Below are 22,455 nucleotides of genomic sequence, written 5' to 3'. Positions count from 1 at the left end.
ACCTAACTCATTCTCCTTGACAAACCGAACATTTGTTCGTATACTAAAAGACATGAACTTCAAGAGCGCACCGGATGCCTATCAAAAGCTTTCCCTGTTGGGGGATGCCACCCGCTTCGAGCCGGCCGGCAGCCAGCCAGTGGAAGAGACCGTCGGCAGCAGGCGGCCTCAGCCCTTGCCGTGCATCTCCCACGTCACCACTCCCACGGGCAAAAAACCGGTGCTCAAGGCCATGCTCACCACGGCCTGTGAACGAAATTGCTACTACTGTCCGTTCCGCGCCGGCCGAAATCGAACCCGGCGCCTCACCTTCACGCCAGACGAAATGGCCGCAACCTTCATTCAGATGGAACGGGCTCGCCTGGTGGATGGCCTTTTTCTCTCCTCGGGCATCATCAAAGGCGGCGTGACCACCCAGGATCGCCTCCTGGACACAGCGGAGATCATCCGGCGTCGCCATGGCTACCGGGGCTACATCCACCTCAAAATCATGCCCGGCGCCGAGTATGACCAGATCCGCCGGGCCATGCAACTGGCCAACCGGGTCTCCATCAACCTGGAGGGCGCCACGGAACAGCGCCTGGCGGCGCTGGCTCCCAAGAAGGACTTCTGGTCCGAGCTGATGCAACGCCTCCAGTGGATCAGCCAGCTTCGGGCCCGGGAAGGCCTGCGGGCCAGTGTGGTAACCCAGTTCGTGGTCGGCGCCGTGGGAGATACGGACCTGGAGCTGCTCCACACCAGCGAGCGGCTCTATCGCCAGTTGGGCCTCCAGCGCACCTACTACTCCGCCTTCCACCCGGTGATCCAGACGCCCTTCGAGTCCCTGCCGGCCACGGCGCCCCGCCGGGAGCTCCGCCTCTATCAGGCCAGCTTCCTGCTGCGGGACTATGGCTGGTCCCTGGAAGATCTGCCCTTCACAGCCGACGCCAACCTGCCCCTGGAGCAGGATCCCAAGCTGGCCTGGGCCCAGGTTCACCTGCGCCATGCGCCGGTGGAGCTCAACCGGGCCGGCCGGGAGGAGCTGCTGCGGGTGCCCGGCATCGGCCCCAAGGCTGCCGACGCCATCCTGGCCGCTCGCCGCCGGGGCCGCATCACCCAGCTCTCCCACCTGCGGGCCCTGGGCGTGCGGGATGTGCAAAAGGCAGCGCCCTTTGTGCTGCTGGACGGCCGGCAACCCGCCCAACAGATGGCGCTCTTTGGCCCGGAGGGGTAACACCCAGGCACGACCCACCCAACGAGAGACAATACCTCATCACTCACCCATCGGTTTGGAGCCGGCCCATGTCTGCGCCAATTGGCCGGGCAGGGCCGGCTCCACCCAGGTGGCGACGTCGATCTGGACGGCCTGGGCACCTGCAGCCAGGGCCTGCTGCACCTGCTCCCAGGTGTGAATGCCGCCGCAGGCAATCAGCGCGCACGGTAGCGCCAGCTCCGCCACCGCCAATAGCTTCTCCAACATCAGGCCAAAGGCCAGTGGCCCGTAGAGGCTGCCCCGCACGGGCACCGGCTCTCCGCGCCATGGGCGCATGAGCGCGCCGGTCGGCGGCTGCCCCACCACCAGGCCGGCGGCGCCCGCCTCGACAGCCGCCTCTGCCCATGCTTCTGCCTGGGGCAGGGGAAGCTTGACCCAGAGCGGCAGCTCTGTCTCTCGGGTGGCCCGGCGAACCAGGGAGCGGGCTTGCGCCAGGTCCCCATCCCCCGGCAAAACCAGCTCCAGCCCGGCCAGACCTGGGACCGATTCCACCCGGGCCACAGTCCGGGCCAACAGCCGGGGCTCCCGGTCCGCCAGTTGCAACACCACCGGCACTCCCAGGGATGGCCACAGGGAGGCAAAGCGCCGCAAGACCGCGCCCACGCCCCGATTTTGGCTGCCCGCCTCCAGGACGCAACCGCCCTGGGTATGGGCCAGGCGGGGAAGCGGCGCGCCGGGGCTACCGGTGGCCATGACCGGCCCCACCACCACCGCCCCCAGACGGCTGAGCTCCAACCCCGGTGGAACGGCTTCGCCGCAGCCGATGATGCCGCCGGCCAACAGGATGGGGTTGGCCACGGGCAGGCCCATTTTATGGTTGGGTGCCAGCTCAATCATTCCGATCCCCTTATGGTTTGTCGGCGGGCATGTCCCCGGCGGCCAGGCCAGCCCTTGCGCAGAAACCCGCCCAAGCCAGAATGCCCCGAGACAAGATGCCCGAGACAAGATGCCCGAGACAAGATGCCCGAGACAAGATGCCCGAGACAAGATACGTCGTGTGGCAAAGTCCTTGCGGAGCTTCTGCCACACGACGTATACAGGCACGGGAAGGGGCAGCCGGTAGGGCGCCAGGCCCAGGGCCAGGGCCCCACCGGTGTCCCGAAATGAAATTGTACGGTCCTACTCGGGGCGGAAGGTCCCGATGATGGCGTCAAAGACTGGCTCCTTGGCGCCCCGGTTGGATTCCTGGGTGGCCAGGGTCAGGATGTAGACCTTGTCATTGGCGATCAGGGCCACCACCTTGGCAAAGACCCGGGCGTTCATGCCGTACTGGCTCAGGTCTGCGACCACCGAGCCCCGCACGGCAGGCAGGTTGTTCACCACGGCCGTGTTCAACTCCTGGATGTCCACGTCACCCAGCATGCTCTGGTTGGCTTCCAGGTTGGCCTGGAGGAAGTCCAGCAACGAATCGGGGGTGGCGCCGGGCGCGTCGATCACCGAGACGTTGAGCACCGTGGGCAGCCCACCGAACATGACAGCGGTCAGGTCCGTCACTGCGACGATGCCCACCGCCTGGCCTTCCGGCGAGTCCAGGAACTGGTTCAACTGGGCGATCTGGCCGCCCATGCCGAAGGTGTTGGCCATGTTCTGGAACTGCTGGCTGCGCAGGTCCAGCTGAGACCAGCCACGCGGCACGGCCAGGGAGTAGCCCCGCTCCGTATCCCGCAGGATGGTGAAGCCCTCGGGGATGGTCACCTGGGGCGTGGGGATGGGCGTGGGCGTGGGTGGCAGCGGCGTCTCGCCGGGCCGCGGGGTCGGGGTCGGCTCCGGTGTCGGCGTGGGGGTGGGGACGGGCGTCGGCGTGAAGGTGGGCGTGGGCGGCAGGAACTGCTGCACGAATGGGATCTGGGTGATGTCGAAAGGCATGCCGGCACAGCCAGCCAGGGCCACGGCGGCCAGCACCAGCACGCTCACCGCCATCAGCCGGGGCTTTTTCATGCTCCGCGGGACGATTCTGTTCATCGTTTCCTCCTTGGTGGAAATGGAATGAGTGGATGGTTAAATAACTGCCGGGATTGACAAGTTGCCGGCGTCAACGGCCGCGGCCGAAACTCCGGGCGCCCACTGACCCGCCGGCTGCGGCCGCGGCGCCTGGCGAAAACACAGGGGCGTCGGGCTCAAAGGCGCAACTTGGAACGCAAAAACAGGTAGACCGCGCCATCATCCCGATTGCCGATCAGGATGCCGCCGGGGAATGACTGCATGATGGCGGCAAAGGGTGTCGGCGCCGCAGTCGTGGCGAATCCCAATGAGACCTGACGCTGATGCTCTTCCCAAACGCGGCCGAAGCCCCGCTCGGGCTGATACAGGTTGGAGGCGGGCGGCTCTACCACGCCGGTGACCACAGGGTCCCCCTCGCGCCAGGTGTTGACCACCTGCTCCCACTCCTGTGTGAGATCGTAGTATACATAGATCAGGGGGGTTTCGTCCAAATGCAACATAAACCCGTATTCGAATCGCCAGATCTCACCATTTGTTGCAAGCGCCGGCCCATTGGGGCAGAGAAACTGGGGCCGGATGGATTCATCCAGGGCGCTAACCACGTGCAGGAAGAATGGATCGATGACCGTGGCGCAGGTGCCCACCAACCCCTCGGACGGGGCGGCCTGGGGCTGGGGCGGCGGGCCCTCCGGCCTGTCGGCCGTGGGCGTGGCCGCGGGGGTCCAAGTCGGCGCGACGGTGGGCGTGTCCGTGGGCACAGGCCGGGGGGTGGCGGTGGAGACGGATGTGGCAAGGGGAGATGTCACCAGGGTGGCCCGGGGGCCACTGCCGACCCCACCCTGGGCCGGAGGCCCAAAGGGCTTCGCCGAACCGGCGGCAGGGGTGGGTGTCGCGGAAGGGGGTGGCAAGGGCAACTCCCGGGGGATAACGGCCACAGCTGGTGTAGACGAAGCATCCACCCGGCCGGTGAGCCGGGCCAGGGGCGAGCCATTGGGGCCGCTGGCCAGGGTCAGGCCCGCCAGGACAGCCAACAGGAAGAGGATCCCCGCCAGCGCCAGCCGGGGCCAGGAAAATGTCGCCAGACGCCCGGCCCGGGGCTGGGGAGGCCGCGGCGGCGGGGTCGAAGTAACCGAAGGGGGCGTCTGGTCCCCTGGGGCTGGAATCAGGACGGCCATCTCCTGGGCGGCGGGTTGGGAGACTGCCGGCGTCAACCCGGAGAGGGTCAGGGTGGCGGTGGCCGTGGCACCGTCTGCTGCGGGGCCGACGGGGCGGGGCCGGCGGCCGGCCACCTGCATCAGCGCGTCGGCCATGGCGTCCGCATCGGGGTAGCGATCCTCCGGCCGTTTGGCCAGGCTCTTGCGCAAAATCTCCACCAGGAGGGGCGGGAGGTGCTGATAGACCGCCGCGTCAATGGTCAACGGCTCGTAGACATGGGCGTGGAGAATCTGGGTGGTGGAGCCGGTGAAGGGCAGGCGGCCGGTGACACAGCGGTAGAGCACAGTCCCCAGGGAGTAGATGTCGGCCCGGCCATCCACGTCCCGGCGGCCGGAGCACTGTTCCGGGGCCATGAAGGCGGGCGTGCCCACCGTGCGGCCTGTGCTGGTCAATTCCGGCGCATCCAGGGCCCGGGCCACGCCAAAGTCGGTCAGGAGGGGCACCACGGGATGGTCCAAGGATTCCAGTTGCACGCTGTTGGGTGTGCCGGGGCTGGCTATGCGCAGGAGGATGTTGCTGGGTTTCACGTCCCGGTGGACGATGCCGGCCCGGTGGGCGTAGGCCAGGGCCCGGGCGATGGGCTCCAGCAGGTTGCAGCTTTCTTCGGGCAGGAGGCGGCCATGGCGTGCCAGGAGGGAGGAGAGGCTCTCTCCCTCCACCAGCTCCATGGCGATGTAGGCCACGCTGCCCTGGGAAGCGTTCCCCACCTGCAGGATGCGGACGATGTGGGGATGGCGCAGGGTGCCGGCCATCAACGCTTCCCGCCGGAAGCGGCTCTGGGCCTTGTCGTCCGCGTGGGGCAGCAGGATTTTCAGCGCGACCGAGCGGCCCAACACCTGATCGTAGGCCTGGTAGACGGTGGCGACGCCGCCTTGCCCCAGGCGCTGCCGAATCAAATAACGTCCGATTTGCTGGCCGGACAGATCCATCAGGCCGGCCCCTTCGGTGGGGCCGGGGTCATCTGCAGATCGGCCGGACACTAGTTCACCCACTGAATCGCATACTCCAACCACTTGGGCAGCTCGCCCGCCATACGGGACAGAGGACGAACTGGCCCACCATTGATGGGCACATAGTAAATGCGCCAGTAACCGTCCCGGTCACTCAAGAAGGCCACGTACTTACTGTCCGGGCTGACCGTCGGCAGGCCATCCTGGGCCGGGTGGCTGGTCAGGCGAAGGATGCTCCCATCCAACAGGTCCACCCGATAGACTTCCCAGTTGCCGTCCCGGCCGTTGCTCATGAAGACCACGTAGCGGCCATCGGGCGACCAGGTGGGCCGCTGATCGTTGCCGTTGTCGGTGAGCCGGGTACGGCCGGTGCCGTCACTGTGCATGAGCCAGAGGCCCGGGTTGTTGCCCGTCTCGTCCGTGCCGTTGTAGACGATCCAGTCGTCCGACGGGTGCCAGGCCGGGTCTTTGCCCAGGGCCAGCGTGGTGGCCCTGCGGCTGCCGTCCGCCGGCACCACATAGATGCGAGAGCGTCCGTCGCCAAAGCTCATGCTGGCGTAGACCAGCCGGCTGCCATCCGGGCTCCAGCTCGGGGGACTGTCCCGGGAATCCTCCACGAAATCGGTGTAGCGCACGGAGCGGTCATTGGGATCCAGACCGGCGTTCAGGTCGAATCCACTCAGCCCCTGATAGTCCGCCCGCAGGCTGTAGAAGGCAATCACCCGTCCATCCGGCCGCAGGCTGGGCTGGGTGCCGTTTTCCACCAGCAGGGTGGACGGCGCATCGTAGGCCACCGGCATGCGGAAGATGCGATACCGCTCGTTCTGGTAGGCCGAGTAGATGAGATGCCCACCCAACTGGCTGACCGCGGCAATCGCCTTCACCGTATCACATTGTGCCTGATAATCGGCCAGCTTTTCTGACAATTTCGGGTCCGGAAGGATACGATTGGCCGCCGTTACCTGCTCAATGGCCGCGCAAGGCTTCTGGGATTCGGCCAATTTGTCCCCATAGGCCGCGTGGGCCTGCTGGAGACTCCGGCGGATCAGCTCCATTTCTTCAACCGACGGCGGTGGGGTGGCCTGTGCCTCCAGAAATTGGGCGGTCGCCGTCCGCAGGCGCAAGAGCAATATGTCGTCCTCCTGGAGGGCCAGGGCTTCATCCAGGTAATCCAGGGCCACCTCTGGCTGCCCTTCGCCATTGGCCTGGGCCGCCAGCCCCAGGTAGCTGTCCACCATCATGGCGGTCACCTGCTCTTGCTGGAAGCTCGGGTCGATCCGGCGCACGATGGTGAGCCAGGAGAGAGCCTCGGCCCAGTCCTGCTCGGCGTAGAAGGCCTGGGCATCATCCCAGGCCGAGGCGAGGGAGGCCGCCGGCGTGGGGATGGGCGTGGGCGTGACGTCGGGCGGCGGGGTGGCAACCGCCGTGGCCGTGATGGGGCTGCCCGCCGCCACCGTCGCCGGAGGATCTGTGGGCGAGGAAGCGGCGCCGACGGTGGGGGGCGTCTGGGCCGACGGGGTGGGAGAAAGGGAAACCGCCCCCGCGGGAGGAGCCTGGGGCGTACCTGGTCCGGCCTGGGAACCGAGGGGCCGGGTCGCCGTGGGCGACTGGGCCAGCCCATCCTCGCCCAGGGAGTTGAAGACGCTGTTGAACAGGCTGATGCTGAGGAAGACCAATAACAGCACCACCGCGGTGCTGAGGACCCCCATCCCCAGGCGACGGGTGAGAACCGCCCGCCGAGAGCGGGGAACGGGCCGTGGTGATGGGGATGGGATGGGTTCCCCCACGGGTGGGCGCGGCCGAACGCCGCTGGGAGGGCCGCCGGGGGAGCGTGCCGGCACCAGCACCGTCCCGCCGGAGTCGACGGGTTGGGTCACCGGGGCCACTTCCAGGGTCTGGGTCATCTCATCCGGGTCGAGCTCCAGGGAAGCCGGGCTGGGCTCCACTTGCCGCCCGGCGCCCAGGGCCAGGTCGTCGGCCATTAGCTCGGCGTTGGGATAGCGTTCGGCCGGGTCCTTCATCATGGAGCGGCGCAGGGTCTCGGCCACCACCAGGGGCAGGGTCCTGGAGACCTGGTCCGGGATGAGGAGGGGCTCGTAGACGTGGGCATGGAGGATCTGGGTGGTGGAGCCGGTGAAGGGGATACGCCCCACCAGGCAGCGATAGAGCACAGCCCCCAGAGAGTAGATGTCGGCCCGGCCGTCGATGTCGGAGCGCCCGGCACATTGCTCCGGCGACATGAAGGCCGGCGTGCCGATGGTGCGCCCTACGCTGGTCAGCTCCGGCGCATCCAGCGCCCGAGCGATGCCGAAATCGGTCAGCAGGGGGATGACAGGCGTGTCCAGGATAGTCAGCTGGACGCTGTGGGGTGTTCCCGGCGGCACCCGGTGGAGCAGGATGTTGCCCGGCTTGACATCCCGGTGGATCACCCCGTGGCGATGGGCATAGGCCAGGGCCCGGGCGATGGGCTCCAGCAGGTTACAGGCATCCACCACGCAGAGTTTGCCGTGGCGTTCCAGCAGGGTGGAGAGGCTGAAGCCTTCCACCAGCTGCATGGCGATGTAAATGAGGCCGTCTGCGCCGGTCTGCCCCACCTGGTAGGTGCGCACGATGTGGGGGTGCTCCAGGAAGCTGACGGTGCGGGCTTCCCGGCGGAAGCGTTCCCGGGCCACCTCGTCGGCGCCGGGCATCAGCACCTTCAGGGCCACGGTGCGCTCCAGGATCTGATCCCGGGCCCGGTACACGGTGGACATGACACCGCCGCCCAGCCGCTCCTCCACCAGGTAGTGACCGATCTGCTGGCCGGTCAGGTTGGCGCCTGGCAGAAACGTGCTGGATGGGCCGGGTGCCGGCTTGCGCTCTGCATCTGTTCGCCCTGCTCCGCTATCCCGCTCTGCGTCAGGGTCTGAAGAGCCTAACTCGTTTGATGTGAAGTCCATAAATACGCCGTTCAGAGTCAATAAAAAAGGCTGGCAGCAGGCGGTGGCAGGCCCGGCCAGTGGGATCTCCTGGCCGGGCGGGGGGCTCCCCATCACGCTGGCATAGAACACTTGAGCCAGGTCCGCCTACATCTTGCCAGTTTCGGGCGATGCTGGTATATTTGACCTGGTAGATTTGGCATGGGACACTCCCTGGGGACCCGGTTGGATCCCATAGGGCTATTCTAGCATAGCGCTTGAAGCACATCAAAGGATTCCAGGGTGAGCCAGTTTGGGAAACTTGTCTGCCTGAGCGGACCACAGGCCGGCATGGAGTATGAGCTGTCGGCAGAAATCACCACCGTGGGCCGTTCGGCCAGTTCGGATCTGGTGCTGGAAGACCAGTTTGCCTCCCGCCAACATGCGGAGATCCGCCGCATCGACAACGCCTACCAGGTCCACGACTTGAACAGCAAGAACGGCGTACTGGTGAACGGCAAACGTCTGGCGCCCGGGGCCACAGCCTGGCTGGAGGACGGGTGTGAGATCCAGTTTGCCTCCACCCGCTTCCGTTTCTACGATCCCTCCGCCACGGTGACGGCGCCCGCCCTGATTGCAGTGAAGGAGCCAGCGCTGCGGGTCGATCCGGCCACCCGCCAGGTCTACGTGGATGGGAAGTTGCTGGATCCCCCCCTGAGTGTGAAGCAGTTTGACCTGCTCTGGTTCCTCTATCAGAGCCGTGGCCGGGTGGTCAGCAAGGATGAGATCGCCCAGGCCGTCTGGCCGGAGGCCAACGGCGATGTCTATGATGCCAATGTGGACCGCATGGTGAGCCGGGTGCGCAGCCGCATCGAGCCGGAACACGCCGAGGAGCCCCGTTTTATCATCACCGTGCGCGGTTACGGCTACCAGCTGGTCGTCGACTGAGCGCCCCGCTCTCTGGCCCTTCGTTTTCCCTCCTTCGCCTTCTCTCCTGCCCTTTTCCGTCGACCTCTACCGCCTCCCCACGCCTGCCCTTCCCGCTGCCTGCACACCGGAAGCGTAAGAAAACGGTCCGAAAAAAGTCCGGAAATCCTCAGATGTTTTTAACCGAAAACCGTTATGATCGGGGTGCAGACAGGAAACCTGGATGCCTCGCTTATGCCATGGGCGAAGCTTGCATCGAGAAAGGCAGAGAGCTATGAATTATTCTCCAATATCCCCGACGACAGACTATCCTTATGGCAGCGAGAGTGTGCGCTTTGGCGAAGGCTGGAGCGCCGGCAGCACCACGCTGGAGCTGGCCGACGTGCTTCAGGCGGCCCGGGCCGGCGACGATCTGGCCTTCAATCACCTGATCGAACACTACCGCAGCGCGGCCGAACGGGTGGCCCACCACATCCTGCGTACCGAAGAGGCGGCCGCCGACGCGGTTCAGGATGCCCTGATCAAGGTCTATCGGGCCCTTCCCCGCTTCCAGGATGGCAACTTCCGCTCGTGGCTACTGCGCATCGTGACCAACACCTGTTACGACCACCTACGCAGCCAGAAACGCCGCAGAGCCCTGAGCCTGGATGAACTCCAGGAGCAGAGCAAGGGAGAGCTGAGCCTCAACCCGCCGGAGGAAGGCACCGACCCGGAGACGCTGGTCACCCAGAAGGAAAGCATGGAGCGGCTGCTGGCCGCCATCGACAGCCTCCCCCCCTGGCACCGAAACGTCGTCCTCCTGGTGGATGTCCACGGCTGCGACTACAACGAAGCAGCCCAGATCCTCAACCTCCCCCTGGGCACGGTCAAGTCCCGGCTAAGCCGGGCCCGGGCGACCCTCCGCGATCTCCTCATCGAGGCGGGGCTGGTGCCCGACGCCATGCTCCAATAGGCGTGAACCATGGGCGCGGGAGGCAGCTCAGTCTGCCGGCGCCAGCCAGACAGAGCGCCAGCGCCCCACCGCCTGAAAGCCCAATTTTCGATAGACGGCACCTGCCGCCGGTGTGTCCCAGTAGAGCACGGGCCCTTTGCCCTCCCGCAGCAGCTCTTGACATAAGGCGCTGCACACGGCCTGGCTCAGGCCTCGCCCCCGCAGGGCGGGTACGGTGTAGACGCCGCCGATCATGGCCAGATCCGCCACTTCGGCATTGGTGAGGGCAGCGGCCCCGATCTGGCCTGCGACTTCCGCCACCCAGACCCGGGTATCCCGCAGGGGACGCTCCACGGCGGCAGGTGACCGTTGCATGGAGCCCGCATCCCGGTACAAGTGGATGAGGGCATCCAGATCGGCCAGGGTGGCCCGCCGCACCGTGGCCCCTGGCGGCGGCGCCACAGGCCGGAAGTGCTCCGGGGCCAGGGTCATAAGTTCTTCCACCTTCTCCTGACTGGCCCGATATCGCTGCAGGTAGGGGAGGAAAGAGGGAATGCCGCCGGGATTGTCCTGCAGGCGGGCGGCGGGCACTGGATGCTGATCCACCACCTGGGCCAGGCCGGCCCAATCCGCATCCGGTCGGCCATAGAGGGTCCATCCGTTCATATAACGATTCAATACCGCCCGCAGGACCCCGGAACTGTCCTCAAAATCTCCCCAGAACTGACAAAAATCGCGCTTCAGGCCCAGGGTCTCCAGGTTGCCCAGGATGTACAGGTTCAAGGCCCGGTCCTGGGAGAGCAGGGCCACGACGTGCTTCCGGTCCTGCTCTGTTAACGGTCGAATCATCCTCATCTCCTCTGCGTTTCTCTGTCCTTCGGGGTTCTCCGCCCCTTCACCCGCCGGGACGGGGCGGCGCTGGGCGGGCACGGAGGCCCGCCCCTGCGGCAAATTTCGCGCTTTTCAGCCAAACGCCCAACGATCCGGGCCGTGGCGCGCCAGGTAGAGGGCCACAGCCCGGTCCAGGTCCTGCTGGAGCTGCTCGGGCTGCTCCTTCATCCACTGGCCGAAGTCGCTGGCCCAGGGCTGGCCGGTCAGGATGGTGCGCAGATACAGGCGAGCCAGGGCGCCCCAGGCCTCTTCCAGGCGATAGCGGGCGAAGCCTTCGGTGACAGCCGACAGGGGATAGGCTACCTGGCGGAAGGTGGGATGCCACTGGCCCTGCGTCCAGTCCAACAGGAGGTACTGGGCTCGGGGATCGCCGTTGTAGGGCATGCCCACGGACCCGCCATTAACCACGTACCAGCGGCCACAACGCCGGGCCATGGGCCGATGGGTGTGGCCGCAGACCACCACCGGTTCGGCCACCCCCGCCAGCGCGGCGGCCACCTCTGGCTCGGGAGTCTCGGGCAGGATGCCCACGAAGGGATTGTCCGGCAGGCCATGGATGAGGCGAATGGGCGTGGTGCCAGGGAAAGCCAGCAACCGGCTGGCCGGCAGAGTGCGTATGGTGGCCAGATGCGCCGCGGTCAGATGTTCCCGGGTCCACCACAGGTCCGGAAAGCGGGCCCGGTTGGTGAAGGGCGGGCGATTCTCAGGCGTGCCCAACCGGGCCACCACCCACTCATGGTTGCCGGCGATGGCCGGCCAGCCCTCATCCCGCATCAGATCCATCACCTCGTTGTTCCACGGGCAGCGGTTGATCTGGTCGCCGGCCAGGTAGACCGCGTCCGGCGCCTGGCGCTGCAGGTCGGCGTGGACCGCGGCCAGGGCGGGAAGATTGCCGTGAATGTCTGCCAGGATCGCGATGCGCATAGCTGGCTACGCCACCCCGGCCTTGGCCTGGGCCAGGCGAGCCCGGGCACCCGCAGCCAACACCTGACGCAACACGAAGTGGGCTGCGCCCCCAGCGATGACATGGGCCGCCACGGCTGCAGCGAATATGCCGATCAAGCCCCAGAGGGCCGAGCCCAGGTAGGCCAGGGGCACGTAGAGCACGAACATCTGCAGGACGGTCAACGCGGTGGCGTACAGGGGCTTCTCCAGGACGTTGAGGGAGAAGTTACACATGCGCAGGATGCCCTGAAAGCCATAGCTGATAGGCAGCACCCGCAGGTACAGCACCACCGTCTCCACCACCGCGGGATCCCGGTTGAAGAGCTCCGCCAGGGGGCGGGCCAGGATCCCCAGGAGCAGGAACATGAGCAGGCCCCAGGCCAGGGAAAACTGTTCGCTGTAGCGGATGGCGGCCTGCACCCGGTCGTGACGGCCGGCGCCCCAGTTCTGGCCGATGAATGGCCCCAGGACAGTGGAGAGGGCCATCAGCACCGTGAGGGCGAACATGTCGATGCGAGAGGCCACCCCAAAGGCGGCCACGGCGGGCGCGCCGTAGGTGGCGATCAGGCGGGTCACCACCCCCACGCTGACCGGCACGATCATGTTGGTGGCGGCCGCGGGCAGGCCGATGTAGAGGATCCGCCGCCAGGAGGCCAGGATCGGCCGCACCCCTGGCCAGACGAAGGTCACCATGCGATCCCGGAAGTAAAGGACCCAGACGGCCACGGCAAAGGTCACCGCCCGGGAGATCACCGTGGCCAGCGCGGCCCCGGCCAGCTCCAGCCGGGGGAAGGGGCCGATGCCGAAGATGAGCAACGGGTCCAGCACCACGTTGACCAGCACGGCCACCAGCATGACGAAGCTGGGCGTACGGGTGTCCCCCGTGGCCCGGATGGCGTTGTTGCCCACCATGGGCACCACCAGGAAGACCATGGCCAGGTACCAGATGGTCATGTATTCCCGGATGAGGGGAATCAGATCCGGAGTGGCGCCCAACAGGCGGAAGACAGGCTCGATGGTCAACAGGCCCAGGAGCACAAACAGGATCACCACCGTCAGGGCCAGGGCCAGCAGGTCGGTGGTGAGGCGGCGGACCCGATCCTGGTTGCCTTCGCCGATGGCCCTGGAGATGACGGCGCTGCCGCCGATGCCGATGCCGAAGGCGACGCTGGAGATGACCATCACCACGGGGAAGGTGAAGCTCATGGCGGCCAGTTCCCGGGTGCCCAACTGCCCCACAAAGAAGGTATCCACCAGGTTGAAGGCCACCATGCCCACGATACCGAAGATCATGGGGATGGTCAGATCGATCAAGGTTTTGCCCACCGGGCCGTGGACCAGGGCTGCCTGACGCCCACCTTTCATGATTGCTTCCTTTCCTGGGGCTCCCATGGGAGCGCCGGTTTGGTTCGAATATCGAAGTAACGTACAGAGAAAACCGTACTGTAAAAGCCGCCATCTGTCAATGATTCGACGCGGGAAAACGGCGATGGTAGAATAAACTTGATGGACTTCGGTCTACTGGTCAGCTCTTGGAGGCAAAGGCAATGAAAACATGATCATGAAGGCCGGCGATATTGTGCTCATTCGTTTTCCGCAGGCCGATTTGCGGGCTGGAAGATAGGAAATCCGATGGTAATGTACCAGGACCATCAGGAGATGCGAAGTGTCTAAGCACCGAAACGTAGCCCAGCGCCGCGCCCTATTGGAATCTGAATTGTCTCGATATGTGAAGCTGCTCCGTGAGCACTATGCACCTCAACGCATCCTTTTATTTGGTTCACTTACCAGTGAGAAAGTTGAAGAATGGTCCGATATTGATCTGGTCATTGTTACAGAGACCGAACGAAAATTTTTAGACCGCATCCGAGAGGTCTTCGAGCTGCTACGTCCGCAGGTCGGCGTGGACATCCTCGTCTATACTCCAGCCGAGTTCGCAGAACTGCTCCGACATCGGGCCTTCGTGCGCGATGAAATTGTAGGAAAAGGGAAGGTTCTATATGAACGAGGAGAGTGAACGCTGGTTTCTCTTCGCCCGTCAAGACCTGCGAATGGCAGAGCTGGCAATGGTGGAGGGCATATACAATCAAGTTTGTTTTCATTGTCAGCAATGTGCGGAGAAAGCGGTTAAGGGACTTTTGATCTTCCAGGGACAAAAGCCGCCGCGCACCCACCGTCTGACAGATTTGCTAGGCTTACTTGATCCCAACCCTCTCGCTGAGATAGCTCTAGAGGTACAACTGCTTGATCGTTTTTATATTCCTACCCGTTATCCTGATGCACTACCAGGAGTATTATCCGAGGGGCTACCCGACGTTCAAGATGCCCAGGAAGCGCTAGCAGTAGCACGCCACATGCTAACTCTCATTGACCAGAGCATAGAGTCTCCTCCAAGTACCCAACATCCAAGAAACCCCACCTAGAGGAACCGGGAGATGAAGATCACCCAGATCGAAACCATCTTTGTGGATCGCTACCTCTTCGTCCAGGTGCACACCGACGAAGGCATCACCGGCCTGGGCGAGTCCGGCGCATGGGGCTATCTGGAAGCGTCCGCCGCCGCGGTGGAAACCTTCAAGCGCTACCTCATCGGCCAGGATCCCCTGCGCATCGAACACCACTGGCAGTACCTCTACCGGTGGAGCCATTTCCGGGGCGCGGCCATCATGGGCGCGCTGAGCGCCATCGACATTGCCCTCTGGGACATCGCCGGCAAGTATTTCGGCGTCCCCTGCTACCAGCTCCTAGGCGGCAAAACCCGGGACAAGGTGCGGGTCTACTACCACGTCTTCGGCGATACCAAGGAGAAACTCATCGAAGGCTGTAAACAGGCCAAGGCCCTGGGCTTCACCGCGGTTGGCCACCTCACCCCCTTCCTGGACGAATCCCGCGATGTTCCCTATTTCAAGACCCACGTGGATAAGATGCAGGACGCCATCGAGACTGTGGGGCGCTACCGGGAGGCGGTGGGCAAGGATGTGGACCTCTGCATCGAGATCCACCGGCGCCTGACGCCCGCCGAGGCCATCGTCCTGGCCCGGGGCATCGAGCCCTACCAACCCTTTTTCTACGAGGATCCCATCCTGCCCGACAGCTTCGATGCCATGGCCCTGGTGGCCGAGAAGATCCACATTCCCATTGCCACCGGCGAACGGCTCCACACCATCTACGAGTTCGAGGCCCTGCTCAAGCGGGGGGCAGTCCAGTATGTGCGGCCGGATGTCTGCATGGCCGGCGGACTGACCCACTGTAAGAAAATCGCTGCCCTGGCCGAAGCCCACCACGTGGGCGTGGTCCCCCACAACCCCCTGAGCCCGGTCAGCACGGCCGCCTGTGTCCAACTGGCCGCCTGCATCCCCAACTTCGCCCTGCAGGAATACCCCATCGGCGAGAACGAGCCGCCCAAAAGCGAAATCGTCAAGAGCGCGCTGAAGCTGGAGAACGGCTTTCTCATTGTGCCCGACGTACCGGGCATCGGCATCGAGCTGGCCGAGGATGCCGCTGAGAAGTACCCCTACCGGCCACGCGAGGTCAAAACCCGCCTCCACGTGGACGGCTCCGTGGTAGATCAATGATTCTTCTGAAGAGTCGTCCAGCGCCACAGTGAAAAAACCAGAAGACAAAAAGAACCCTCAACCACAACAAGAGGAAGAACCATGCGCTTAGCCAGACAACTGGAAAAACTGGGCACCGAGACTGCCTTCGCCGTCTCCGGTGCGGCCGCGGCCTGGGCTGCCAAAGGCCACAAGGTCTATCCCTTCCACCTGGGGGACATCAACATCCCCACCCCGGCCAACATCGTGGAAGCCGCATACAAGGCCATCCGGGACGGCTACACCGGCTACTGCCCTGCTGCTGGCATCCCAGAGTTGCGGGCCGTCATCGCCGACGACGTGGGCCGCAAGCGGGGCGTCACCTACAGCGCGGAGAACGTCTCGGTGCAGCCCGGGGGCAAGCCGGTCATCGGCAAATTCATCGCCGCGGTGATGGATCCGGGCGACGAAGTCCTCTACCCCAACCCGGGCTACCCCATCTACGAATCCCAGATCGAATACCAGGGCGGCGTGGCCGTTCCCTACGGCTACGTGGAGAAGGATGGCGGCTTCGAGCTGGACATAGACGCCATCCGGCGGTCCATCACCCCCCGCACCAAGGCCTTGATCTACAACAACTACCAGAACCCCACCGGCGCGCAGTCCACCCGGCAGGAGATGGAGGAGCTGGCCGAGCTGGCCCTGAAACATGACCTCTGGGTGCTGAGCGACGACGCCTACTACGAGATGCGCTACAGCGGCGAGCCCCTTTCCATCGTCAACCTGCCCGGCATGCAAGAGCGCACCGTCATCCTCTACACCTGCTCCAAACGCTTCGCCATGACCGGCTGGCGGCTGGGCGCGGCCATCGGCCCCAAGGAGGTGATCGACGTCATCAACAAGCTGAACACCAACGCCGAGTCCTGCACCACCCATTTCATCCAGCGGGCCATGGTGGAGGCCATCCCCGGCGACACCAGCGGCCCCGACCAGATCCTCCAGATCCTGCGGGAACGGCGGGACGCGGCGGTGGCCGGCCTCAACGCCATCGACGGCATCTCCATCCAGGCGCCGGAAAGCACCTTCTACCTCTTCCCGAATGTGACCAAGATCCTGGAGCGCAAGGGGATGAGCGACGTCAACCAGCTGATGGATGAAGCCCTGGTGCGGACCAATGTCTCCTTCTGCACCCGCAAGCACTTTGGTCGCCCCCTCCCTGGCGAGAAGCACGCCTACATCCGCCTGGCCTACTCGGGCATCGACGTGGACGATATCCGGGAAGGGCTCCAGCGGCTGAAGGAATATTTCGAGAGCAGCGAGTAGGGCGCAATTCAACAATTCACGATTTCGACGCGGAGTCGGCATCCTCAGATGCCAACCCGGGCAAAACAGCGCCGCCTCTGAGGATGCTCGCCCCGCGCCATTCGCCTTACTCGCTAACCGGGCAGGGTGACCGGGAAGATCCGCTTGCGCCACTTGGCGTAGGTGCTGGCCAGATGGGGCCAGAAGGGACTGACCCGCCCCGCGGGCCGGGCCTGGGCCAGGGCAGCCAGAAAGCTGGCGGCATTGTCTTCGAAAGGCGGCATCTCCAGGTGGCAGCGTCCGACCTCGAAGAGGGTGTGGGCGTCGCTGCCTGCGGTCACCAGCTTGCCGTGCTCCGCGGCCAGGCGAGCGGCCGCGTCGTTATCCGCCGGCCGGACACAGCGGGCATTCAGCACCTCCAGGGCATCCACCTGGTCAATGATGGCCAGCACGTTGTCCAGCCCCATGGCCGAGCCCCGCACCGAGTCCAGGGGATGGGGGATGCTGATGACCGCGCCCTGCTCCCGGAGCCGGGCCAGGGTTTCCGCGGGTGAAAGGCCGGCCGGCACCTCCTCCTGCACGAAGTAGGCGATCACCTCGCCGTGGGTCGTCTTGATCTCCTCGCCGACGATGACCAGATCGGGGGCGAGGGCCCTGGCAGCCAGCGCGCCGGCCAGGTTGTTGTGCTCGGTGACCGCGATCTTATCCAGCCCCACGGCCCGGGCCCGGGCAATCAGGGCTTCCGGCCGGGTGAGGCAATCTTTGCTGTAGATGGTATGGGCGTGCAGGTCAACTTTCCACATGAACTCGCTCCCCTCTTTCATGCCTTGATTCGTGCCTTGGTGCATGGGCGGCCCCAGGCGTATCGGCGGCTGCAAACCACCACAACACCTTGCCCCGACATACCCGGGACGTCCGGAACGCGCCCACCTTTCAAGGCCGGCTTGGTCAGATCCGGCGAAGATTGTATCATTCCCGGGGACGAAGGCTGAATCCGCGGCGGGGTGGGTAGACCACTCCCGTTTCGACAAATCCTGGTCAGATATGGATAATCCCTTGCTTTCCACCAAGCAGAAAAAGGAGCGACTGAAGGAGCTTCCCAGACTGATTCGGGTAGCCGGGCGGGATCAGCCGGCGGGCCAGGTGTGGCGTGCCGCCCTCGCCCAGGGCACCTGGCCCGTCCGGGCTCGGGGCGCGGGTAGCACCGTGGATGCCCCCCCCGCGGAAGAGGACTACGCGCTGGTGGATCTCAACCTGGCTGTGGAAGCGGTCCCGCCCGGGGAGACTGTGCCAGAGCCGCCGGCCCAGGTGGGCTACGGCGGACTCACCCCACGTCAGCGGGAACTTTTCCTCCGCTGGCTGGCCGACCCCACGGCGCCCGCACCGGCTGCATTCCGGCGACTCTACCTGGCGCACCTGGAAGTCCGCCTGTTCGAGGGGGAGCCTTTCCAGCAGGAGGCGCACCAGGCCCTGCTCCACCTGGCTGCCAGCCCGGCCTGGACCGGCCACGAGGAGCTGGCCCGGGTACTGCTCCTCAGCTTCTGGCTGCGTCAGGATGGCGCCGGCCTGGCCCGGTGGCTGGCTCAGGGAACCCTCCCCGGCTCCCTGTGGGGACTGGCCCTGGGTCATCAGGCGCTGATGGGGGAGGGCCTGGGGGTGGAGGCCCTGGCCGCGGTGGCAGCCATCTGGGAGCTGCCCAACGCCCACCTGGCCCCGGAGCTGCTCACGTTTCGGCTGAATTCCCTGGCCAGCACCCTGGGCCAGGATCCCCTCCAGTACGCCTTGAGTCAGCTGTCGGCGGATGCGCTGGCGCCCCGGCCCTGGCGCTCGGTCCATCGGGCCCTGCGCCTGGCCCTGCCCCAGCCGGATCTCCAGCCGGTGCTGGAGCCCCTCCTGCGGGAGCAATTCGGGCTGGTCGATGTGGAAATTGCGCCGGCGGAGGAGGCAAAAGCCAATCCAGTGCCACCTGAAAACCAGGAAGAAAAAGCGCAGCGGTCCGGTGATCGCTGGCAGCTGATCCTGGAGTTTGGCCACAGCCGTTCGGAGTATTTCCACCACGTGTTGAGTCAGAGCCAGCGGCTGCCCGGCTTTACCCAGATTTTGGACGAAAACCGACGCCTGGTCTATCGCGTTGTCTTCACCAAAAGCGAGATGCGTCGTTTCTGGCGCCTGTGGGACTACGTCCAGAACTGGACCAGCACCCGGGTGTATCTGAACGGTGAAGAAGTGGAGAAATGGAAAGTATGGCCCTATTCCCAATACCTGCGTTGATCCCCATCGGGCAGGCACGGGGGCCTGTCCCTGCAGCAAAGCGCTGCCCTTCTGGATGAGCTCAACCACCACGCCACCGCCCACGGTTCTGATCACCGGCGCCACCGACGGACTGGGGCTGGCCCTGGCCCGGCACTACCATGCCCAGGGCGCCCGCCTGGTCTTGGTGGGCCGCCGCCCCCTGGCAGAGCTATCCGGCCCCCTGTTTCAGCCGGACACTTACTGCCAGGTAGATCTGGCCGACAGCGGCCAATATGCGCGCCTCTACGCATGGCTACACGAAAACAACATCCAGGCGCTGGATCAGATCATCCATAACGCCGCCGTGGGATGGGTGGGCTCCATCGCCGAACAGCCGCCCAATTCCATCCGCGAAGTGCTGGCGGTCAACCTCCTGGCCCCCATCCACCTGACCCACGGCCTCTTCCCCTGGGTCCAGGCCGCCGATGGCCTCTTCACCTTCATCGGCTCGGTGGTGGCCGCCTTGCCTGCCCCCCACTACGCCGTCTACGCCGCCACCAAAGCCGCCCTGGCCGGCTTCGTGCGCAACCTCCAGATCGAGCTGGCCGCCTGTCATCCCAACGTGCAGGCCCAGATCATTCACCCCGGCGCCATCCGCACCGGCATGCACGCCAAGAGCGGCGCCGACCTCCAGTCGCTGCCCTGGCCCCGTTTCCCCACGCCCGAAGCCGTCGCCCAGGCCGTCATCCGCCAGATGGAGGGCAGAGTCCCCCAGGCGGTCATCGGCCCTGGCAACCGGCTGGCCTTCTGGGCCGGCCATCACCTGCCCGAGCTGGCGGATGGCCTCCTGGGGCGGATGCATCGACGCCGCCAGCAAATCGTCCTTCCGGCCCCCCAGCCTCCGAAAGAGCAACCTCTGAAAGAGCAGGTGCGCCACTGTGTCATCACCGGCGCGGCCGACGGCATCGGCCGTGCCCTGGCCCACCGCTTCGGCAGGGCCGGCTACCGGGTGACGGGCATCGACGTGGACCGGGAGCGGGCCATGTACGCCCAGGCCGAGCTGATCAATGCCGGCGTAGACGCCCGCTTTGCCCTGGCCGATCTGGCCGACCCCCGCGATGTGGAACAACTGCTGGAGACCCTGGCCGGACGGCCGCCCATCGATGCCCTCATCCACAACGCCGGCATCAACGCGGTGGGCCCTTTTGTGACATCGGATCTGACTGCCCAGGAACAGGTGCTCGCCGTCAACCTGGCTGCGCCACTGCTCCTCACTGCGGGCCTCCTGCGTAGAGGGCGGCTGACCCACGGCTGCAGCGTGGTGGCCCTTTCATCCCTGTCCCATTTTGTGGGCTATCCTGGGGCCGCCGTCTATGCCGCCACCAAGGATGGGCTGGCAGCCTACATGCGCGGCCTGTCCATGGCCCTGGCCCAAAGCCACGGCCATACGCTGACGGTCTTTCCCGGACCGACGCGGACCGCCCATGCCCGTCGCTACAGCCCGGACAATCGCCGGGAACACCGACGTATGCCGCCGGAAGAGGTGGCCGACGCCATCTACCGGGCTGTGCAGCGCCGCCGGCGCCGCCTGATCCCCGGCCGATCCAACCGACTCTTCGCCCTCGTGGGTCGGCTGGCCCCGGGCCTGGCCGCCCAGGTCATGCGCCGGACCCTCTTCGAGCAACTGGTGCGCCAGGATAGCACCCGTTGAATCGCCCCAACCGACGTCCCCAGAAAGGAACAGTCCTGACCATGCTCTTTGCCGATCATACCCTGGCCCGCCGGCTGGAGGGTGCAGAAGTCCAGACGGTGCTGCGCTATACCGAAACCAAGGCCAGGCTTCTACCCGAGAGCGGCAGCGCCAGCCTGGCTGTCGGCGATGGCTGCGCCGTCTTCACCGGCAGGCGCTCCCCCATGAACCGGGTCTATGGCCTGGGGATGCAGCGGGTGGTGATGGCCAGCGACCTGGCCCAGGCCGAAGATTTCTTCGCCCAACGGGGTGTCAGCCCCCAGGTGGAGCTCTGCCCCCTGGCCCATCCATCCCTGTCCCAGCATCTGCGGGACCGGGGATACGGTCTGCTGGCGTTCAAAAATGTGTGGGTTCGCCCATTGGAGGACCTGACAGGGCTGCCGACACCCGCCCCCCACGTGACCGTGCAGCCGGTGGACGTGGCCGATGGGGCTATGGTGGCCCGCTGGGTTCAAACGGTTGCAGGGGCCTTTGCCGCCGCCCGGGGACAGGGCCCAGACGCCGAACCAGGAGCGACCACGGCGGACGCCGCCATGGATCGGGAGATTGCTCTGCCCACGCCCCACACGCCGGGCACCGTCTGCTTCCTGGCCTGGGTGCACGGGCAGTTGGCCGGTGGCGGTGCGCTGGTGATGGAGGGGACCCTCGGGCGCTGCTTTTCCACCAGCGTCTATCCCGCCCTGCAACGACAGGGAGCGCAGGGAGCGCTGCTCCACGCCCGGCTGCATTACGCGGCGGCCCAGGGCTGCCAGCTGGCCACGGTCCAGACTGTGCCTGGGACGGCCTCCCAGCGCAACGTGGAGCGATTTGGCTTTCGTCTGGCCTACACAAAGGCCGTGATGGGATTAGAGTAGTGAAACCGGATGTCGATGGATGGCAGCCGAAACCGATGGGCCACCGGGAGAAGGGGGGAACGGGGGAAGCATCTCCCCGGTGGCCGGCATATGGAGAAATCGGGGAGCATCGGCGTCATCCTTCGCAGCAACCACAGATTTCACAGATGAACACTGAGATGGCCAGGTTCTCTCTGGAAATCCACTGCACCCAGTGGCTCTCACCCCGCGTCGCTACGGTGACAACGGCTTTTTGCAGCCGCGTTCACCAGGAGCATCATGACATATGACGGGTCCGCTGGTTGGCGCTCCACGTCTCAGCCTGGGAGCCGGCCAGGTCAAAACCCTGGTGCTGGGCGGTGGGTGTCCGGCTGCACCAAAGGATGTAGCCATCGGGATCTTGCAGAAGGAATTCAGCGGTGCCGTTGCGCAATTCCTGAATGCGAGGGAGGGCCTGCCCCTTCTGGGCCAGGGCGCGCCGCAACCCCTCAATGTCATCCAGGTAGAGGAAAAAAACTGTCTGTCCGGAAGTCGACGGGGGATTGTCTCCGGTGCTGTTGGACGCGCACAACATGATCTGAACCTTGTCGGTTCCCAAAAGGGCCCATTCCGTGCGCCCCGCCCACTTGACTGTGTCGTGCACCCTAAAACCCAACGTCTCACAGTAAAAGCGGATGGACGCTTCCACATCTTTTACGTCCAGCACAGGGACAAGTCGCTCTAGCTTCATAAATACTCCAGACGTTCTTTGAGTCAGGATGTCGGCCATGTATGTAGGATCCAGCATGAAAAATCTTCGCCTCCAGCATAATATGCCCTGTGCCAGTGCAATAGGGGCATTTGTCTTAACCGGGCT

Annotated in this window: 19 protein-coding genes; 10 read left to right on the top strand and 9 right to left on the bottom strand. The window is 65.3% G+C overall.

Translation table 11 applies throughout. The features are described from left to right. The first annotated feature begins 52 nt into the window (after positions 1-52). On the top strand, positions 53-1,213 hold the full coding sequence (locus FKZ61_RS04405; RefSeq protein WP_141608851.1) for a radical SAM protein: 1,161 nt from the start codon (positions 53-55) through the stop codon (positions 1,211-1,213). A gap of 39 nt (positions 1,214-1,252) precedes the next feature. On the opposite strand, the gene FKZ61_RS04400 is transcribed toward FKZ61_RS04405, so the two are convergent. From FKZ61_RS04400 to FKZ61_RS04385, 4 genes are all read right to left on the bottom strand, one after another. Beyond that, the gene (locus FKZ61_RS04400) at positions 1,253-2,089 is read right to left on the bottom strand and encodes a beta/alpha barrel domain-containing protein (protein ID WP_141608850.1); all 837 of its coding nucleotides are present in this window, start codon (positions 2,087-2,089) and stop codon (positions 1,253-1,255) included. A gap of 282 nt (positions 2,090-2,371) precedes the next feature. Further along, entirely contained in the window at positions 2,372-3,214 is an 843-nt protein-coding gene (locus FKZ61_RS04395) for a hypothetical protein (RefSeq protein WP_211358403.1), read from the bottom strand. Between the two features lie 155 nt (positions 3,215-3,369). Next, positions 3,370-5,400, bottom strand: coding sequence for a serine/threonine-protein kinase (locus tag FKZ61_RS04390; RefSeq protein WP_229964136.1), 2,031 nt, complete (start codon positions 5,398-5,400; stop codon positions 3,370-3,372). Beyond that, on the bottom strand, positions 5,388-8,297 hold the full coding sequence (locus FKZ61_RS04385) for a protein kinase domain-containing protein (protein ID WP_170199235.1): 2,910 nt from the start codon (positions 8,295-8,297) through the stop codon (positions 5,388-5,390). The genes FKZ61_RS04390 and FKZ61_RS04385 overlap by 13 nt, the downstream gene beginning before the upstream one ends. 261 nt (positions 8,298-8,558) lie before the next feature. Between FKZ61_RS04385 and FKZ61_RS04380 the strand changes: the two genes are divergently transcribed. Together FKZ61_RS04380 and FKZ61_RS04375 are read left to right on the top strand one after the other, a co-directional pair. Then, positions 8,559-9,203 carry an FHA domain-containing protein gene (locus FKZ61_RS04380; protein WP_141608847.1) on the top strand — a complete coding sequence of 215 codons (645 nt, stop codon included), beginning with the start codon at positions 8,559-8,561 and terminating at the stop codon, positions 9,201-9,203. 253 nt (positions 9,204-9,456) lie between these two features. Next, on the top strand, positions 9,457-10,134 hold the full coding sequence (locus FKZ61_RS04375; protein WP_170199233.1) for an RNA polymerase sigma factor: 678 nt from the start codon (positions 9,457-9,459) through the stop codon (positions 10,132-10,134). 27 nt (positions 10,135-10,161) lie between these two features. Here the strand turns inward: FKZ61_RS04375 and FKZ61_RS04370 are convergent, their stop codons facing one another. The 3 genes from FKZ61_RS04370 to FKZ61_RS04360 form a co-directional block, all read right to left on the bottom strand. Continuing rightward, the gene (locus FKZ61_RS04370; protein WP_170199231.1) at positions 10,162-10,962 is read right to left on the bottom strand and encodes a GNAT family N-acetyltransferase; all 801 of its coding nucleotides are present in this window, start codon (positions 10,960-10,962) and stop codon (positions 10,162-10,164) included. A gap of 114 nt (positions 10,963-11,076) precedes the next feature. Further along, positions 11,077-11,928, bottom strand: a complete 852-nt coding sequence (locus tag FKZ61_RS04365; RefSeq protein WP_141608844.1) for a metallophosphoesterase family protein — start codon at positions 11,926-11,928, stop codon at positions 11,077-11,079. 6 nt (positions 11,929-11,934) lie between these two features. After that, complete coding sequence (locus FKZ61_RS04360) at positions 11,935-13,314, bottom strand: MATE family efflux transporter (protein WP_141608843.1); 1,380 nt, start codon at positions 13,312-13,314, stop codon at positions 11,935-11,937. A 301-nt stretch (positions 13,315-13,615) separates the two neighbouring features. Between FKZ61_RS04360 and FKZ61_RS04355 the strand changes: the two genes are divergently transcribed. The 4 genes from FKZ61_RS04355 to FKZ61_RS04340 all read left to right on the top strand — a co-directional run bounded on the left by FKZ61_RS04355 (position 13,616) and on the right by FKZ61_RS04340 (position 16,805). Continuing rightward, positions 13,616-13,966, top strand: coding sequence for a nucleotidyltransferase domain-containing protein (locus FKZ61_RS04355; protein ID WP_141608842.1), 351 nt, complete (start codon positions 13,616-13,618; stop codon positions 13,964-13,966). After that, entirely contained in the window at positions 13,950-14,372 is a 423-nt protein-coding gene (locus FKZ61_RS04350) for a HEPN domain-containing protein (RefSeq protein ID WP_141608841.1), read from the top strand. Before FKZ61_RS04355 ends, FKZ61_RS04350 begins: the two co-directional genes overlap by 17 nt. Before the next feature lie 12 nt (positions 14,373-14,384). Beyond that, complete coding sequence (gene dgoD / locus FKZ61_RS04345) at positions 14,385-15,524, top strand: galactonate dehydratase (protein WP_141608840.1); 1,140 nt, start codon at positions 14,385-14,387, stop codon at positions 15,522-15,524. A gap of 81 nt (positions 15,525-15,605) precedes the next feature. Further along, the gene (locus tag FKZ61_RS04340; protein ID WP_141608839.1) at positions 15,606-16,805 is read left to right on the top strand and encodes a pyridoxal phosphate-dependent aminotransferase; all 1,200 of its coding nucleotides are present in this window, start codon (positions 15,606-15,608) and stop codon (positions 16,803-16,805) included. Between the two features lie 113 nt (positions 16,806-16,918). Here the strand turns inward: FKZ61_RS04340 and FKZ61_RS04335 are convergent, their stop codons facing one another. Beyond that, positions 16,919-17,587, bottom strand: coding sequence for a PHP domain-containing protein (locus FKZ61_RS04335; RefSeq protein WP_170199228.1), 669 nt, complete (start codon positions 17,585-17,587; stop codon positions 16,919-16,921). Positions 17,588-17,840: 253 nt separating this feature from the next. On the opposite strand from FKZ61_RS04335, the gene FKZ61_RS23865 reads away from it, so the two are divergent. From FKZ61_RS23865 to FKZ61_RS04320, 3 genes are read left to right on the top strand one after another with little or no spacing between them, the layout of a single operon-like run. Next, positions 17,841-19,055, top strand: coding sequence for a hypothetical protein (locus tag FKZ61_RS23865; RefSeq protein ID WP_141608837.1), 1,215 nt, complete (start codon positions 17,841-17,843; stop codon positions 19,053-19,055). A gap of 55 nt (positions 19,056-19,110) precedes the next feature. Further along, the gene (locus tag FKZ61_RS04325; protein WP_141608836.1) at positions 19,111-20,727 is read left to right on the top strand and encodes an SDR family NAD(P)-dependent oxidoreductase; all 1,617 of its coding nucleotides are present in this window, start codon (positions 19,111-19,113) and stop codon (positions 20,725-20,727) included. Next, positions 20,724-21,620 carry a GNAT family N-acetyltransferase gene (locus FKZ61_RS04320; protein WP_229964135.1) on the top strand — a complete coding sequence of 299 codons (897 nt, stop codon included), beginning with the start codon at positions 20,724-20,726 and terminating at the stop codon, positions 21,618-21,620. Before FKZ61_RS04325 ends, FKZ61_RS04320 begins: the two co-directional genes overlap by 4 nt. Before the next feature lie 256 nt (positions 21,621-21,876). Here FKZ61_RS04320 and FKZ61_RS04315 read toward each other — a convergent pair whose 3' ends face one another. After that, positions 21,877-22,368, bottom strand: a complete 492-nt coding sequence (locus tag FKZ61_RS04315; RefSeq protein WP_170199226.1) for a VOC family protein — start codon at positions 22,366-22,368, stop codon at positions 21,877-21,879. Between the last annotated feature and the right edge of the window lie 87 nt (positions 22,369-22,455).

It is taken from the genome of Litorilinea aerophila (genome assembly GCF_006569185.2).
Taxonomy (GTDB): Bacteria; Chloroflexota; Anaerolineae; order Caldilineales; family Caldilineaceae; genus Litorilinea; species Litorilinea aerophila.
The sequence above is the reverse complement of the archived record's forward strand: the minus strand, read 5'-3'. Positions and strand labels throughout refer to the sequence as shown.

Excerpts from the sequence above, each read along its gene's own strand:
- FKZ61_RS04375 (WP_170199233.1), top strand. The coding sequence starts at position 9,457 with ATGAATTATTCTCCAATATCCCCGACGACAGACTATCCTTATGGCAGC.
- FKZ61_RS04340 (WP_141608839.1), top strand. The coding sequence starts at position 15,606 with ATGCGCTTAGCCAGACAACTGGAAAAACTGGGCACCGAGACTGCCTTC.
- FKZ61_RS04405 (WP_141608851.1), top strand. The coding sequence starts at position 53 with ATGAACTTCAAGAGCGCACCGGATGCCTATCAAAAGCTTTCCCTGTTG.
- FKZ61_RS04335 (WP_170199228.1), bottom strand. The coding sequence starts at position 17,587 with ATGTGGAAAGTTGACCTGCACGCCCATACCATCTACAGCAAAGATTGC.
- FKZ61_RS04395 (WP_211358403.1), bottom strand. The coding sequence starts at position 3,214 with ATGAACAGAATCGTCCCGCGGAGCATGAAAAAGCCCCGGCTGATGGCG.
- FKZ61_RS04385 (WP_170199235.1), bottom strand. The coding sequence starts at position 8,297 with ATGGACTTCACATCAAACGAGTTAGGCTCTTCAGACCCTGACGCAGAG.
- FKZ61_RS04325 (WP_141608836.1), top strand. The coding sequence starts at position 19,111 with ATGAGCTCAACCACCACGCCACCGCCCACGGTTCTGATCACCGGCGCC.
- FKZ61_RS04350 (WP_141608841.1), top strand. The coding sequence starts at position 13,950 with ATGAACGAGGAGAGTGAACGCTGGTTTCTCTTCGCCCGTCAAGACCTG.
- FKZ61_RS04370 (WP_170199231.1), bottom strand. The coding sequence starts at position 10,962 with ATGATTCGACCGTTAACAGAGCAGGACCGGAAGCACGTCGTGGCCCTG.
- FKZ61_RS04315 (WP_170199226.1), bottom strand. The coding sequence starts at position 22,368 with ATGGCCGACATCCTGACTCAAAGAACGTCTGGAGTATTTATGAAGCTA.
- dgoD (WP_141608840.1), top strand. The coding sequence starts at position 14,385 with ATGAAGATCACCCAGATCGAAACCATCTTTGTGGATCGCTACCTCTTC.
- FKZ61_RS04360 (WP_141608843.1), bottom strand. The coding sequence starts at position 13,314 with ATGAAAGGTGGGCGTCAGGCAGCCCTGGTCCACGGCCCGGTGGGCAAA.
- FKZ61_RS04400 (WP_141608850.1), bottom strand. The coding sequence starts at position 2,089 with ATGATTGAGCTGGCACCCAACCATAAAATGGGCCTGCCCGTGGCCAAC.
- FKZ61_RS04365 (WP_141608844.1), bottom strand. The coding sequence starts at position 11,928 with ATGCGCATCGCGATCCTGGCAGACATTCACGGCAATCTTCCCGCCCTG.